This window comes from Methanosarcina sp. 2.H.T.1A.6 (genome assembly GCF_000979455.1).
Taxonomy (GTDB): Archaea; Halobacteriota; Methanosarcinia; order Methanosarcinales; family Methanosarcinaceae; genus Methanosarcina.
In genome coordinates this window covers 1-15,525 of the sequence record NZ_JJOY01000008.1, presented here as the reverse complement: position 1 = coordinate 15,525, position 15,525 = coordinate 1, and the positions used below count along the sequence as shown (strand labels likewise).

At 42.1% G+C, this 15,525-nt stretch carries 13 protein-coding genes; 7 read left to right on the top strand and 6 right to left on the bottom strand.

The window, feature by feature from the left end:
• Positions 1-348 precede the first annotated feature (348 nt).
• Positions 349-1,131, top strand: coding sequence for an exodeoxyribonuclease III (locus EO98_RS02960; RefSeq protein ID WP_048140138.1), 783 nt, complete (start codon positions 349-351; stop codon positions 1,129-1,131).
• A 125-nt stretch (positions 1,132-1,256) separates the two neighbouring features.
• Here EO98_RS02960 and EO98_RS02955 read toward each other — a convergent pair whose 3' ends face one another.
• Positions 1,257-1,790 carry a flavodoxin domain-containing protein gene (locus EO98_RS02955; protein ID WP_048140158.1) on the bottom strand — a complete coding sequence of 178 codons (534 nt, stop codon included), beginning with the start codon at positions 1,788-1,790 and terminating at the stop codon, positions 1,257-1,259.
• Between the two features lie 526 nt (positions 1,791-2,316).
• Between EO98_RS02955 and EO98_RS02950 the strand changes: the two genes are divergently transcribed.
• The 3 genes from EO98_RS02950 (at position 2,317) to EO98_RS02940 (ending at position 7,443) form a co-directional block, all read left to right on the top strand.
• On the top strand, positions 2,317-3,834 hold the full coding sequence (locus EO98_RS02950; RefSeq protein WP_048140136.1) for a catalase: 1,518 nt from the start codon (positions 2,317-2,319) through the stop codon (positions 3,832-3,834).
• An 817-nt stretch (positions 3,835-4,651) separates the two neighbouring features.
• Positions 4,652-7,036 carry a tetratricopeptide repeat protein gene (locus EO98_RS02945; RefSeq protein ID WP_082098450.1) on the top strand — a complete coding sequence of 795 codons (2,385 nt, stop codon included), beginning with the start codon at positions 4,652-4,654 and terminating at the stop codon, positions 7,034-7,036.
• Positions 7,037-7,134: 98 nt separating this feature from the next.
• Positions 7,135-7,443, top strand: coding sequence for a hypothetical protein (locus tag EO98_RS02940; RefSeq protein WP_235283580.1), 309 nt, complete (start codon positions 7,135-7,137; stop codon positions 7,441-7,443).
• A 322-nt stretch (positions 7,444-7,765) separates the two neighbouring features.
• Here the strand turns inward: EO98_RS02940 and EO98_RS02935 are convergent, their stop codons facing one another.
• The 4 genes from EO98_RS02935 to EO98_RS02920 all read right to left on the bottom strand — a co-directional run bounded on the left by EO98_RS02935 (position 7,766) and on the right by EO98_RS02920 (position 10,832).
• On the bottom strand, positions 7,766-8,122 hold the full coding sequence (locus EO98_RS02935; protein ID WP_048140134.1) for a hypothetical protein: 357 nt from the start codon (positions 8,120-8,122) through the stop codon (positions 7,766-7,768).
• Positions 8,123-8,647: 525 nt separating this feature from the next.
• The gene (locus EO98_RS02930) at positions 8,648-9,274 is read right to left on the bottom strand and encodes a LysE family translocator (protein WP_048140132.1); all 627 of its coding nucleotides are present in this window, start codon (positions 9,272-9,274) and stop codon (positions 8,648-8,650) included.
• A gap of 5 nt (positions 9,275-9,279) precedes the next feature.
• Positions 9,280-10,032 (bottom strand): ABC transporter permease, encoded by a 753-nt coding sequence (locus tag EO98_RS02925; RefSeq protein ID WP_048140129.1) that lies wholly within the window; start codon positions 10,030-10,032, stop codon positions 9,280-9,282.
• Entirely contained in the window at positions 10,029-10,832 is an 804-nt protein-coding gene (locus EO98_RS02920) for an ABC transporter ATP-binding protein (RefSeq protein WP_048140127.1), read from the bottom strand. The genes EO98_RS02925 and EO98_RS02920 overlap by 4 nt, the downstream gene beginning before the upstream one ends.
• 863 nt (positions 10,833-11,695) lie before the next feature.
• On the opposite strand from EO98_RS02920, the gene htpX reads away from it, so the two are divergent.
• The 3 genes from htpX (at position 11,696) to EO98_RS02905 (ending at position 13,935) form a co-directional block, all read left to right on the top strand.
• Entirely contained in the window at positions 11,696-12,580 is an 885-nt protein-coding gene (htpX, locus tag EO98_RS02915; protein ID WP_048140125.1) for a zinc metalloprotease HtpX, read from the top strand.
• A gap of 46 nt (positions 12,581-12,626) precedes the next feature.
• Entirely contained in the window at positions 12,627-13,256 is a 630-nt protein-coding gene (locus EO98_RS02910; protein ID WP_048140123.1) for a hypothetical protein, read from the top strand.
• Positions 13,257-13,404: 148 nt separating this feature from the next.
• Positions 13,405-13,935 carry a metal-dependent hydrolase gene (locus EO98_RS02905; protein ID WP_048140121.1) on the top strand — a complete coding sequence of 177 codons (531 nt, stop codon included), beginning with the start codon at positions 13,405-13,407 and terminating at the stop codon, positions 13,933-13,935.
• A gap of 384 nt (positions 13,936-14,319) precedes the next feature.
• Here the strand turns inward: EO98_RS02905 and EO98_RS02900 are convergent, their stop codons facing one another.
• Positions 14,320-15,438 (bottom strand): ABC transporter permease, encoded by a 1,119-nt coding sequence (locus tag EO98_RS02900; RefSeq protein WP_156160995.1) that lies wholly within the window; start codon positions 15,436-15,438, stop codon positions 14,320-14,322.
• Positions 15,439-15,525: the final 87 nt, after the last annotated feature.

Sequence of the window (15,525 nt, the reverse complement as noted above, 5' to 3'; positions counted from 1 at the left end):
AATCAGATGATTCTATAGCTGTGTGACTTATGAATCTATGACTTCTTTATGACTCTGTGACCTTATGTTCAATCCTGAATAACTTTATATCGATCTGATCTGAAAAATCCAGCTTTCAAACAACCAATAAAAGAGCCGAATAAGGTTGCAGTACAAATCTTTAAACAAGGTAGTATAGGGTTTTAGGCAGATCTGAACCATCTTAATAAAGCATAGCTCTGATGACATAAAAAGTAGAGAATAGGTGGAGAATCAGTAAAAAAGAGCAGAGGCCAGGTAAAAAAGCGCAGAGGATAGGTAAAAAAGAGCAGAGATGGAATAAAAGAGGTAAAAACAAAGAGGTAAAAAATGCCGGAACATTATAACCTTATTTCCTGGAATGTAAATGGCCTCCGGGCTGCAATGAAAAAGGGCTTTCTGGATTTGTTGCTGGAACAGAAATTCGACGTCATCTGCATCCAGGAAACAAAAGCCTCCCCGGAAAAGCTCCCTCGAGAAGCAAAAAACATTCCCGGCTACTACAATTACTTCGTCTCTGCGGAACGAAACGGTTACAGTGGGGTCGGGACGTTTTCAAAGAAAAAACCCCTGAACGTCGAAACCGGAATGGGAATTGAGGAGTTTGACAGGGAAGGCCGTTTTCTCAGAGTTGATTATGATAATTTCACCCTGATGAACATCTATTTCCCAAACGGCAAAGCCTCACAGGAACGCCTGGAATACAAAATGGCTTTTTATGATGCCTTTTTGGATTATGCAAATGCTCTGAAAGCCGAGGGCAAAAAACTTGTCATCTGCGGGGACGTTAATACCGCCCATAAAGAAATAGACCTTGCAAGGCCCAGAGAAAACGAGACTATTTCCGGGTTTCTTCCCGAAGAGCGGGAATGGATGGATAAATTCCTTGAAGCCGGATATCTTGATACCTTCCGCATGTTCAACAGCAAAGGTGGAAACTATTCCTGGTGGTCAATGAGGACCAGGGCCCGTGAAAGAAACGTTGGCTGGCGCCTGGATTACTTCTTCATCAGTGAAAACCTTCGGGAAAATGTAAAAGCTGCCCCGATTTACCCTGAAATCACAGGTTCGGATCACTGTCCTGTGGGGCTTGAACTCGAATTCCAGGTTTGACTTCTTTCAGTCGAACACTTTCTTTGCTCTTTTTTCTCGAATCCTTTTCTTGAATTCTTTTCTCTAATCTTTTTCTCTAATTCTTTTCTCAAATCTTTTTCTCTAATTCTTTTCTCAAATCTTTTTTAGTGTGCCAAAGCAGGCTGAAATTGTGTGGCCAGGTTGCTCGCCCAGTCGCGAATCGCTACCCAATCTCGCGCGTCGCTCGCCGGCATATTGCGTAAAGGGCTTGCCGGCAGCTTGGCAATTAAGTTGTCAGGAAAACGCAGCTTCTCCGGGTCGAACTTGCCGCCAAATATTTCTATAGCGATAGGTCTAAGCCATGGGAACTTCGCAAGCTCTTCATCGAGCTGGGCGCGTACTTCCTTCCATTCCTCTTCTTCATTATGAAATGGGCCTAATGCAAAGATGGCCACTGGTACCTTCGTGAGGGCTTCACGATGCCGCGAAAGAAAACTTTTTGCTTCCTTGTGCCAGTGGAGCATGTAGATTGGTGCACCCAGCACAACTGCAGTGTATTCGTTAAGGGTCTTTACTTCTTTCATGGGCTCAAGATCTACCGCAAGGTCACTTTCGCGTAAAGTAGCCGCAATTGCCTCGGCCACTTCCTGCGTCGAACCATACTTAGAAGCATAAGCCACAAGAACTTTGGTTTGCATCTGGATCAATCCCCCCATTATTTGTTATCGTTGCTCCTATTACTTGTTATCTTCGGAAACAGTTGTGGATAACATCGTCATGCCAATCAACATACCTTTATCCCTGGTGGGGTCTGGAGGACAGCAACGCTTGAAACCGGGCCGATATTACTGGGTTGTGGTGCCTTTCTGGAGAATTGGTGAACTTAGTTATTATTGCATTTGTGCTCATTATTATCGCAAAATAGTTGTTTCAAGAAGAAAACATGACCAAAAAGTGCACAAAATGTAACTGGAAAACAGTTATTTATCTCTTTTACGGGTCATAAGGCAGAAAGCCCCGATGCTTTAGCTAGGAGTAATTCACTTTTGCTCAGTCACAATTCTTATTATATCTAAGTGCTGGCAGCATACGTAAATCTATTTATAAACAAACGTTTATAATTATTCATTACTTTTTTGGGGTGGGTTATACTGAAGAATCCGGTGCGGCTATTGCTTAATTAATCTACCAATATGCCCCTATATAATGAGGAGTGACATACAGATGAGTGAAAAGAAGCCTTCTAAGGTGTTAACTACCGGTTTTGGAATCCCGGTGGGGGATGATCAGAACAGCCTTACAGCAGGAGAACGGGGCCCTGTCCTTATGCAGGATGTCCATCTGCTGGACAAGCTCAGCCATTTCGACCGTGAACGCATTCCTGAACGTGTGGTACATGCCAAGGGTGCAGGTGCAGGCGGGTACTTCGAAGTGACTGCTGATGTTACAAAGTACACAAAAGCGAAGTTCCTTTCAGAAGTTGGCAAGCGTACTGAAGTTTTTGTCCGCTTTTCCACTGTCGGAGGAGAAAAAGGTTCGGCTGATGCAGCCCGTGACCCGCGTGGGTTTGCCATAAAGTTCTACACTGAAGATGGGAACCATGACCTGACCGGGAACAACACTCCTGTATTTTTCATTCGCGACCCCTTGAAGTTTCCTGATTTTATCCACACTCAGAAACGTAATCCAGCTACAAACTGCAAAGATCCGGACATGTTCTGGGACTTCCTTTCCCTGACCCCTGAATCAATTCACCAGGTCACTATCCTTTTCTCTGACAGGGGCACTCCTGCTACCTTCAGGAACATGAACGGTTACTCAAGCCACACCTACAAATGGTACAATGATAAAGGCGAATACTTCTGGGTACAGTACCATTTCAAGACCGACCAGGGCATAAAGAACCTGAACCGGGAGGAAGCGGAGAAATTAAGCGGGACGGACCCGGACCATGCAACAAGGGACCTGTATGCGGCTATCGAGAGAGGTGACTATCCTTCCTGGACCCTTGAGATGCAGATAATGACCCCGGAGCAGGCAAAAGATTACCGGTTTGATATACTGGATATTACCAAGGTATGGCCCCACGGTGATTTCCCACCCATCAAAATAGGGAAACTGGTATTGAACCGGAACCCAACCAATTACTTTGCTGAAGTGGAACAGGCAGCCTTCAGTCCTGCAAACCTGGTGCCGGGCATTGGTATCTCTCCGGACAAGATGCTGCAGGCAAGGGTCTTTTCTTATCATGACACCCACATCCACAGGCTTGGGCCCAACTATAACCTGATCCCCGTGAATGCGCCAAAGTACTCTCAGGAGGTCAATTACCAGCGGGACGGTTTCATGCGCGTTGACGGCAATCAAGGCGGAGGACCCAATTACTGGCCTAACAGTTTTGGCGGGCCTGCCCCGGACCCTGCTTTCCTGGAGCCTCCATTCGAGGTCTCGGGACCTGCAGCCCGTACGCCTTACAACTACCCCAATGATGACTTTGTACAGCCCGGCAACCTTTACCGTAACGTCATGACCGAAGAGGACAGGGAGCACCTGGTAGGCAACATTGTATCCCATCTCTCAGGAGCCCAAAAACGCATCCAGCTCAGGCAGACAGCTCTGTTCTTCAAGGCTGACCCCGGCTATGGGAGCCGGGTGGCTAAGGGCCTCGGACTTGACATAAAAGAAGTTGAACGCCTTGCTAATATGACCAAAGAAGAACGTGCAAAGGCGACTGAAAAATAAAATCGGTTTTTCAATGAAATAACCCGGAAAACACGGAAAAAATCACTTCAAACTCTGCAACCACGGAAAAGCACGGAAGACACGAAAAAATTGTAATTTTGTAGCTCCGTTTTTCCTTTATTCCGTTTTTTTCCGGGCTTTTAAATCACAGTACCGCTGAAAAAAAAGCTCCTGATCGTCGTTTATTTATACCTTTAACTACATAATTATTATTGGTCCATAGGGTCAGTCCCTGATGTATGAAGAAGACGTACAAAGAAGATATGTAACTTAAATAAGTAGTAACTTGACTAAGGTAACTTAAGTGAGTAATGACTTAAATAAGTAGTAAATTAACTGAGTACAGAACTAAATTACATAAAATTGGACCAGACCTTATGGATCACTTTAAAAGATTCTAAAAGGCTTTTCTAGTAAATTAATTTCTTACTAACTCTTTCTCATTTTAAATTCTAATTCTTCCATATCCATTCTTCCGTATCCCTATTTCGTGCTTGTTTTAGCTCACAGATGCTACCGATTATTTCCCGCTTTAACAATTCCGCACTCTCACCGGCCTCCTGCCATCGGCATCTCAAAAAACGCTCTGAATTTTCGTGCCTGTCCGGAAATGGCTTCATGTAGATGGGAAATGATGAAAGGATAAGATGTTCTTTTATGCCGAGTGCCTTTTACCTAAAAGTTAAATGGAAAAGTTGCGCCGGGAAGTTTACTGTTTTTGTCGGGAACTTCCGGAAGAGACGCTTAATTCTAATACTCTGAGTTCCAAATTCCCTTTATGTCCAGGCGGCTTGTAGATTTAACAGTTCGAGAATTGATGAATGCCACCTCTTTTTTTGAAAAGGGGAAGTATGAAAAGACCCTTGAGAAGCTTAATATGGCTGAAAAACTAGCGGAAAAGGCAAAAAGTCCGGACCTTTTGTGCTGTGTCCTGCTGCATAAAGGAGAGGTTATGGATGCCACGGATAAACCATATGAAGCGCTGGCGCTGTATGAAAAAGCTCTGGAGATTTCTTCACGCCTTTTTTTAAATGAGTTACAGGATTCTTCCTCCCAGAAATCTCTTTATAATTCCATTGGGCTCATTGTAAATACTCTTAAAGAAATAGGTAGTGTTTCGGAAGCAGAGGAGTCTTATGAACGCACGAATAAATTTTTTGAGGGGATATTTGATGCATATGAAAAGCTGATTGCGGAGCAGCCTGAAAATCCTGAGTATTTGTTGAATTATTTAAAAACACTGGTGAATTTCAGGGGCTATTTTTTAATTGTCGGTCAATCTGAAAAGCGAATCCCGTTGGTCAACAGTACCCTGAAAACTTTCAAGAAAATATTAAATATCCAGCCCGAAAATCCGGAACTTTTAGAACGCTTGGACTCATTTGTGAAGAAGCTTGGAGAAGAGTTTCTGGAAGATGAGCTTTTTGAAGATGCGAATAAGCTCTACGAACAGCTACAGGGAATTTACAGAAACCTTCTTGAAAAATATCCTGATAACGAACTTGCACTTCATTATCTTATTTTCTCCTATGGGTATTTTGGAGAACTCTATTCGAGACAGGGGTACCTTGAAAAAATGGACGAAACTTACCAGCAGGCTCTTTCAATAGTAGAAGACAACTTACGTAAAAATCCTGAAGACACTGCATTTCTTGTAAACAGGGGTAAAATTTACGAAGAACTTGGACTCCATTATTCCGAGGCAGAAGATCCCGAAAAAGCAAATTATTACTATGAAAAGGTGCTCGAAAACTTTGAAAATATGAATGGGAAATTCCCGGATAACCTGGATTATCAGTTTGAACTTGCACAAACTTTTGATAATCTTGGGAAGCTTTTTGCAAAAATAAATCGTGTGGAGAACGCAAAAAAATGCTATATGTATAAAATTGAAATCTATGAGCCCCTCTTCGAAAAAGATCCGAAGGACAAGGATCTCAAACTGGATATTATCGACACCTTAATGCAGGTCGGGAGTCTCTATGCCGAGGCAGAGGATCTGGAAACGGCAAAACAATACTATGAGAAGGCAATTGAAGGATACGAAATGCTGCTTTCCGGAAACCCGGGGGAAACCGATTTTGAGATGGGTATTGCAGACGTTCTCAATACTCTTGGGGACCTGTATGCGAAAGTGGGACCTGAAGATATGGTGCCTGAAGATGCAGAACTCGAAACTGCGCGGGAATACTACGAAAAAGCCCTCGTACTAAATGAAAAAGCATCTGGACTGTATCCTGATGATGAAACCTGTCAAGAAGCCCTCGTAGGAACACTGGGCAACCTTGGAGATTCATTTGCAGCCCAGGAAAGGTACGGAGATGCCATTCCATTTTACCGGCGCATTGTTGAAATTAAGGAGCAGGTATTCAGGGATAAGCCCGGGATCTGGCTGGATATAAAGATGCTTGCCAATTTCCTATATCAGCTGGGGTTCTTTTATGGAGAAATAGGAGAAACGGAACTGGAGAGTGAACAATATTCAAAAGCCACGGAACTTTACTCCAGAGTATTGCACGATGAAAACCTCCAGCTTCCCGTACGAAAAATATTGGCTGTTGATGTCCAGTTTCATGGGGTAGACTTTATCAGTTCCAAAAAATATGATGCTGCAAAAGAGTCTCTGGACCTTGCCCTCGAATTCTTTGAAAGCCTGTATGAAAAAGATCCGGAAGACCCGGAAAACTATCATTTCATCTGCGAAGCCCTCTACCAGAGTGGAAATCTGCAACTAGCCCTGGGAAACTTTGGGGAAGCGGCTAAAATCTTTGATTCTCTGCTCCCTACTGTGGAAAAACTTATCGAATCAGACCCCGAAAATCCTGATTCCCGGGAAAAAGCAGGAATCAATTATGCCGATGCCGGGAAAGTGTATTCTCTTATCGGGGAATATGATAAGTCAAAACAGGCTTTTGGAAAAGCCCTGGCTATAAATGCAGCTCTCCTTGAGGAAGAGCCGGATAACCCCCTATATAAGATAAACCAGGCAGAAACATTTGAAAAGTATGCAAAATTGCTCTCGAAACTGGGCAGGAATGAGGAAGCAGAGGATTACACCGCAAAATCAACAGAAATATACAGGAAACTGGCTGAAGAGGACAGCGGCGAAGGGGACACTGACGAAGAAGACACTGACGAAGAGGGCACTGACGAAGAAGACACTGACGAAGAGGGCACTGACGAAGAGGGCACTGACGAATAAAAAATGAAATTCCAAATATCATTTTTTATTTTTTGGCTGTCCGGGCCCGCTTCGTGAACGTTCCCGGAACTGGTCGTATTTATCATCACTAAAAAGGTGTGAAAAGAAGAGAAAATGATCAAAAAGTAACTGGAAAAAATTTGACAGCTTATATCCTCAAAAACCATGTGGCCCTGTTAACAATGCATAAAACTTTCCGAGAGTTTAATGGTAAAATGTACATGCTCGATGAGCAAAGTTATTTCGGGCTTGAAAAATCCGATGCAGAGAAAAGAAAAGTTATATTGAAAAAGAGTGGGCTTGGAGTCAGATGCATTAAAAAGGCAAATGGCAAGTACGTAGTATATCGCGAATACTCAGGCGATATAAATAAAGAAGATGGTTCTTCGTTTTTTAGAGTCGGCTAAAAATGATTGCTTAGTTATAATATAATTAAGTGAGGTTTGGGATCTGCTCTTGAATCACCCCGCACTCTCACCGGTCGCAGGCGACCGGCCTTTCCGAAAAAGAGCCTTGAAAAAGAGCCTTGAAAAAGAGCCTTGAAAAAGAGCCTTGAAGTCTGAATAACGAGTTTTTAAACCTTGAAGCTCTCAATCTTTCTGTGAAATCGTATTTTTATGAGATAAGTTCCCCTGTGAAGGCTTTCTGCATAAGGGCGTTTATTTTTTACTTTTTTCTGGTGGGAATCTCATGTGAGGATTTCGTTTTAAGTAAACATGGATTGAAAAGTCAGTTAGTTATATTCCAGTTCCATTTTTCCCATTTATGATTTCTGATCCTCTGGATCTCTTTTACGAAAAAAGCAATTTTGTCGCCCACATCAACATTAACAAAATTCAGTGTTCTAATAAATCCATCACCGGGCATTCCGTGTTTATTTATAACAAGTGCAGCCAGAAAAGGTTCGCCTTTCAGTTTGTTGTATACAACTATAAGGTTTAATACATCTGTAAGTTGCTGCAAATTTTTTGGGTTATGCTCAAGCCCACATATTTCTTCCATTTCTTTGTATCTTATTGTATTTTTCGAGCTGTTTGCGATGGTAATAAGGTAATTGTAGACATTTTCTGCATTCAGTTCTATCAAATTTTATCACCTGTGAGATTCAGTTTTCTCAAAACTTCATTTTTATGAGCCCAGTTCCCTTGTGAAGGTTTTCTGCATGAAGGTGTTGAATAAGGTGTTGATTTCAAGGGAGGATTGTTTTTGAGATTTCTATATTTGCATCCTTACCGGTTTTTTCTGTTGTTCTTAGTTTGTGGTTGCTTTGTGGCTCTTTCTCTTGTTCTTCTTCTCTTTTGTATTTTTTGGGAAGGCCGCTCTCCTGCGTCGAGCGTGACAAAAACGACACTGTGTGGCGAATGACGTTGCACAGGTAAGAGAAACCGTAATTTAGTTTTCTTGAGTGAAGCGAAAAAAGTTATTTACCCATAATTAGTCCGCTTGAGCGAGCGAAGCTCACTGCTAAAACCCATAGATTAGCCCTCTTGAGCGCAGCGAAAATGACCTCGTGCTGTTGCACTTACAGTGCAACTCCCAGAAAATCTCCGATTTCCTGTGATCCCGAAGCGAAACTCGGGAAGCGAAACTCGGGGTGTAAAGGTGCCGACCTCAAATTACATTCAATGAATCCAGGCCTACTTTGATGAAAGTCAATCCAAAAACAATTTGTGCAATTCCCAGAACACGGATGATAGAAAAGTAATATTTACTGTTAATAAAATGTTTTGATTTCTCTACAATTAAGGCAACGATCACTTTTGAGCCTACAAGAAAGATATAGAAACCGGCTATGAACAAGATTATAGCCCAGATATGGGTGTTTAAACTCTTCAAAATTATTGGTCCGCCTATAGAGAGCCAGAAAACATATGGGTGTGGGTTCCCGAAGTTAACAATAACTCCTTTTTTAAGGGCGTCTTTCTTTTCGAAATTTAACTCAACGCTGTCCTTTTTGATTTTCAGCGATTCGATTCCTGAATGAATCAGATATGATGCCCCAAAAAGAGCAATGATTCCGATAATTGAATTATAACCTGTCAAATGTGAGAGAACAAACAGTACGGATAAAATTATTGGCAGGTCTGTAATCAAAGGGGATATTGCAACCTTTATTCCTTCCCACTTGCCGTGTTGCAGAGTTTCTGAAATAGTTATAGCCAGGAGCGGACCCGGAGACGTCCCTGCAGCAAGGCCGAGAAACGCTCCCAGGGCTAAAAACTCAACAACATCTGACATTCCCGTCACGCCTCGAGCTTCGAAAACAGCAATGCTCCGATCGCACAGACAAGTATGGACAATGCCCCTATCACTGCCAGGTCGTTATATATGCCAAAAGTGCTCATCCCGGCAATGGCACCCCTCAGACCGTCAACGCCGTAGGTAAGGGGGTCGATCCTGCTTATAAAGTAAATTGCAGGGGGCAGGTTTTCCAGAGGGAAGAGGGCGCCGGACAGGAAGAAGATGGGCATGATCAGGAAGTTCATGATCAACTGAAAGCCGTGCATATCTTTCATTTTTGAGGCTATGGCAAGGCCGAGGCCTGTAAAGAAGATGGCTATCAGGGACATGAAAATTAACCCCAGCCCAAGGCTGGCAAGGCTGGGAATCCTGAACCCCAGCACATAGGTCAGGCTCAGCACGATAAGGCCCTGGATCATGGCTATGGTTGCGCCCCCAAGGGTTTTTCCGACCATGATTTCGGTCCTTGAAATCGGTGCTACAAGGGTCTCTTTAAGAAAACCGAACTGCCTGTCCCAGATGACCTCCAGGCCTGAAAAGATAGCCGTAAAGAGAATTGCCATGGAAACTATTCCCGGGGCAAGGAAATCCATGTAGTTTGCCCCTCCGCTGGCTCTGGTATACATGGGGCCGAACCCGAACCCGAAAGTGATCATGAAGAGGAGTGGCTGTCCGAGAGACCCCAGCAGCCTGGCTTTCGAGCGCCAGTAATGTTTGAGCTGTCTGAGCCAGAGGATGTAGATTACCTCGATCAATGCCTGTTCCTCCTTCCCATGCCTCGAATCATTCTCATTTTATTTGCAGTTTCATTATTCTCATCACGGATGCCCCTGCCTGTCAGCTTCAGAAAAGCTTCTTCTAAGGATTCGGTTTCTGTCCGTGTCCTTATTTCTTCAACTGTGCCGGATTCGATTATATTTCCGTGGTCAATAATTGCGATCTGGTCCGCAATCGCTTCGGCTTCTTCCATGTAGTGCGTGGTCAGGAAAATTGTCATTTTTCGTTCTTCGTTCAGGTTTTTGATATGGGTCCAGATGGAGTTTCGGGTCTGGGGGTCAAGCCCCACTGTGGGTTCATCAAGGAAAAGAATTTTGGGGTAATGGACAAGCGCTCGGGCAATCTCAAGCCTGCGCTTCATCCCGCCTGAAAACTTTTTAACGTAATCTTCCCGCCTGTCCCAGAGCCCGACAATCTCCAGGGCTTTCTGGATTCTTTCTGCTCTTTCTTTTTTAGGCACTTTGTAGACGACTGCGTGGTAGACCATATTTTCGTAAGCAGTAAGCTCTTCGTCAAGGCTGTGGTCCTGAAAGACTATCCCGAAAGATGCCCGGGCCCTGTCCTGGTCTTTAAGCACATTGAACCCATTGATGCTTATTTCCCCTGACGTGGGCTTCAGGACTGTTGTGAGCATTTTGATGGTCGTTGACTTGCCTGCACCGTTTGGACCCAGAAAAGCAAAGATCGAACCTGTTTCAACATCAAAACTGATGTCTTTTACAGCCGTAAAATCATCGAATTTCTTTGTGAGAGATTTGACTGAGAGTATGTTTTGCATGACAGGACCTGATATGTTTTTTATGGAAAGATTGAGTTAATGAGTTTTTTTCAAAAAAATCCTGAACTGCGCAGGTTCAGGAGGAATTCCGCGAAATATCTCAGGAAGAAGGTGCGTTTTTAAATACTGTCTGATTGAGAAAATAGATGGCATTTTTGTAGCCTTCTACGGAAAGCAGGAATATTCTATCTGGAAATTTCTGCAAATAAGATGTGAAAGTCAGCACAAAATGTTTTGTGTGAGTGTTTTGCTTAATTATTTGTTTGATTTTATATGGTTTGATTTCTAACCAGAATGAATTGATTGTATTTAAATTATTTGGATCTTCACGAAAGAGAGTTAATAAATGAAAAAACAAAATAGGCTTTAGTCAATGAGAATATTCAAAGCCATCCGTTACCTTGCTCTTTTCTATATTGGAGGAAATAATTTAAATCCTTAGGGAAATGTTTTATGGAGAAAGAAAGAGATTACTTTTCGTTTCAAATGAATATCAGCTATAATCAATTCAGATCACCGTTATCCGAATTTTCGAATTTATCCGTCTTTATAGCTTTATTCAGGTGTATTTTATCTACATGTAATTCACCTATAAGTTCAAAGTTCATTTAACGTGTACTTAAGTAGCAAATCAACTTAATTGTTAAATTGTTATTTAGTCTGGACTTAATTCTCATTTAACCTGACTTCATTTATCGTCATTTAATTGTGGAATAAGACTAAAATTGTCTAAGACTAAAATTGTCTAAGACTAAAATTGTCTAAGACTAAAATTGTCTAAAGATTATAATAATCTAAAGACAATAATTATCGAACATCTTAATATATCTATCATCTTAATATCAGGATAGGCGAAATAACATATGAAAAGAAAATGGGAACGGGACTTAGGACTTCAGGGACGAATGCTTTTCACGATGTTTCTTCTGGCAGCAGTTTACCTCTTTTTCCTGGCATTTCTTTCTTACTATGGAACGTCTCAGATTTTCATGATTTTATTTATAGGGCTTTTCATGGGCATCCAGTACTTTTATTCGGACAAAATGGTGCTCTGGACAACAGGAGCACACATTGTCTCTGAAAACGAAGAACCGAAGCTGCATGACATGGTCACCAGGCTGTGTGCAATAGCCGATATCCCTAAACCGCAGGTAGCAATTGTCCAGACGCGGGTTCCAAATGCCTTTGCCACAGGCCGGAGCCCGAGTAAAGCTGTTGTTGCAGTCACGACAGGGATTATGGACAAACTCTCTCCAGCCGAACTTGAGGCAGTGCTTGCCCATGAACTGAGCCATGTAAAGAACAGGGACATGGCTGTCCTGACGATTGCCAGTTTCATCTCAACAGTGGCTTTCTACATTGTCCGCTATAGCCTTTACTTCGGAAATATGGGAGGAGATAGGCGGCGGGAAGGTGGAGGTATTATACTTGTCTGGTTAGTTTCAATTGCAGTCTGGGTCGTCAGTTTCCTGCTGATCCGCGCCCTTTCCCGCTACAGGGAATTTTCTGCAGACAGGGGGTCGGCAATCATCACCGGCCAGCCTGCAAATCTTGCCTCTGCCCTTATGAAGATAAGCGGGCTAATGGAAAGAGTGCCGAGCGAGGACCTCCGAAAAGTAGAGGGAATGAATGCCTTCTTCATTATCCCCGCAATTTCAGGTTCTTCGTTTATGGATATCTTTTCCACTCACCCTTCTGTGGAAAAAAGGTTAGCCCAGCTTGAAAAGATGCAGAAGGAAATGAGTTAAATAAGGCAGAGCTGAAGAAGAGTTTTTCAAGAGGAGATAGGTTAAAATGGGTTTGCGGGATTTTATGGATGCAGTTATGGGACGGAGCAGGCTTCCGAAAGCAAAAAGTGACAAGCTCTTTGCAATTTCCACAGCCAGCATTACTCTGGAGAGCAATATGGGCCTTAAACCTTCAGGGGCTGCGGGGATTTGTTTTAAACCGTTAGGAGCTACAGCTTATGAATCCGCCCGCCAGGAGATCGAAGAGCTTCTGGAGTACAGCTCAAAGGAGACTGAAACGGAGTTCAGGCTGGAAAAAGATGATTTCAACTTCCTCTGGGCTATTTTCAAGGACCCTGATTTCGAAGACCTTGTTGCAAGCATCCACCTTGTAAGCCAGACCCTTGAAGACCGCGGCTTTGGCGAGCAGATTCTCTGTGCCATTTACAGGTTTGACAGCGAACCTGAAGCCGGGACAGCCGGACACGAAGGAAAAGCCGGGCGAAAGGCTGGCGGTGGAAAAGCAGTTTACTGGATCTACAATTTTAAACAGGGAACTTACTATCCTTTCATTCCGCTTTCCAGCAGGCAGAGGGACAGTCCCTTTGAATTCAGGCTCAGATCTGCAATGGAAAGGGAAATGCCTGTCGAAAAAAATGTGGAAAAATGGTACCCTCTATGGGGAATTCCTTTTTAAAAACTGCCAGATTTTTATAATTTGCAGACTTGTATAATTTGATTTCAAATTTTCTTTATTTTTGAAGGTCCTATATTGGACTTCTTTCAAATAAAGGTTTATATACAAACAATCATTGCTTAAATAGAAAAGGACAGTCAGGTTTCCGATGCTTCTCTTTGGACACCTGGGCATTACGCTCGGGATATTTTTTGGGCTGGGGATTTTTATACCCCGATTAAGGACTATCATAGATCCACGATATCTGGCAATCGGAGCTATTCTGCCCGATTTAATAGACAAGCCGATAGGTGAAGTAATCTTTGCTTCAACTTTTGCAAGCGGACGCATTATATGCCATACCCTTTTGTTCTCTCTTCTTCTCTTCCTGATAGGTTTATATATGTACGAAAAAAGAAGAGATATCAGGGGCCTTTCCCTTACTTCGGGCACTTTTTTGCACCTTTTTGAAGATCAGATAGTGTTAGATCCCCCAACTTTCTTCTGGCCCCTCTTTGGATGGAGTTTTCCCAGAGATTCCATGGATTACATTGGACTTGAACATTTAATGGAAATGTTTGAAGAATCCTTTCATCTTGAATTCTTGCAAAGTCACACAACTGAAATCCTGGGAGTGTTAATAGGGTTCGTTTTGGCTTTTTATTTGTCGAAAAAAATTATCGGAAGAGAAGAACTGTGATGAAATCGTAAAAGAAGAAGATGAAATCGTAAGAGGATAACTCTGCTGATACAATAAATCCTCAACCTAAAAAATGCTGGGATCTCAGATAATTGTTTCTGAATCTACTCCGGATTCCGTACTCAAGCACAGAAGAATGTCAAATGTCTCAAATGTGTGCATCTGAGGAAATCAGCTTATAATGTCAAAATGGCTTTTATAATAAAATATCCGCATATTATGAAGCCTGTTATGTACAATCCGGCTGTTAGAGTATCTGGTTTGTCATTGTTTTTTTCATCCATTTTCTCCTCTGTTTTTTCTCGATGTGATTTATTCTCCTCTTCAGGATGTTACATTGTACCACGTCTGACCCTGTTATACAGCTTTTGTACGAAGTCATATCTATACTTTTGAAACGGGCTTTTTGTTTAAAAGCAGCAGGATAACGACTAGCAAAACAACAACAATACCATTGATGATGATTATTTTTCTATTGATGATGATTATTTCTCGCAGAACACTTTCGTTAAATGTCTTTTTCCATACAGAAACATATTCGCTGGAAATGTAATTTTCGGCAGGATATTCTTGAAAAAGCTTATCCAATATCGGTTTTTCTGAGCCATCCGCTGTAAAGATAAAGATTTCATTTGCATATTCCGGATAAGAATAATCATTCGTTTTCTTATTGTCTATATTTCTGGTTACAAATTCATCAAAAGTGTCCGCGTCATACTGATAGAGTCCATAGTTTCTTTTTGCGTCAAAGGAGATGTAACAAATATCATTGTAATAAATATCATTTATGTCTACGGTAGTATAGGTTTCATTTTCATAGTTAACCCTGCTATCATAGTTGTTTATGATACCTACGATGGTATAGGTTTCATTTTCATAGTTTACCCTGCTGCCGATTGCCCGGGTCAGCGTTTCATTGGTATATGCAAAGTGCTTTTTCAGCAATTTCTTTGAAATTGTAATTTCATGGGCGTTATCCAGAGGAAGTCTGCCTTCTTCCAGATATTCTGTACCGTAGGGGATATCAGTCTGATGAAGATAGTCCTGTGCTATAGATTCAGGCACTGCAATGAGATTCAATTTACCCGGTAATCTATCTTCGTTTGCAGTCTTATAAAGGGTATCAAAATAACTGTTATCGTAAAGAATTACATTTTCAACCCCATCCATTGAAACAATATCAGGTATGTCTTTGTAGGTTATCATCCGGTCATAGTTCTCGGAATCGATATCCAATCCGGCACCTCTTGTATAAACTGCATTAAGGTCCCCATATGTGTAGTCTGCCTGATAGATAGCAATGATATTGCCTGGAGGTATGGTGTCCGTACAATAACCATCGGTAATCTGAGAATATGTGAACGAGAGTAAGCCTATGATAACAACTAATGTTAGTAAGACTAACAGATAGGTGATTCTTTTATTTGCAGGGATTATTTTTAGCCACCTCCATGCTGTAAATAGGGAGATGCATCTACTATTTAATAAAATTTCATTGGTCATCGGTTAAGCGTTAGGGAATCACTCTCGCATGTGTTTTTATAATAATAATCTAAATATTAGTGCATCTATGTCTCCTCGTCCCCCACC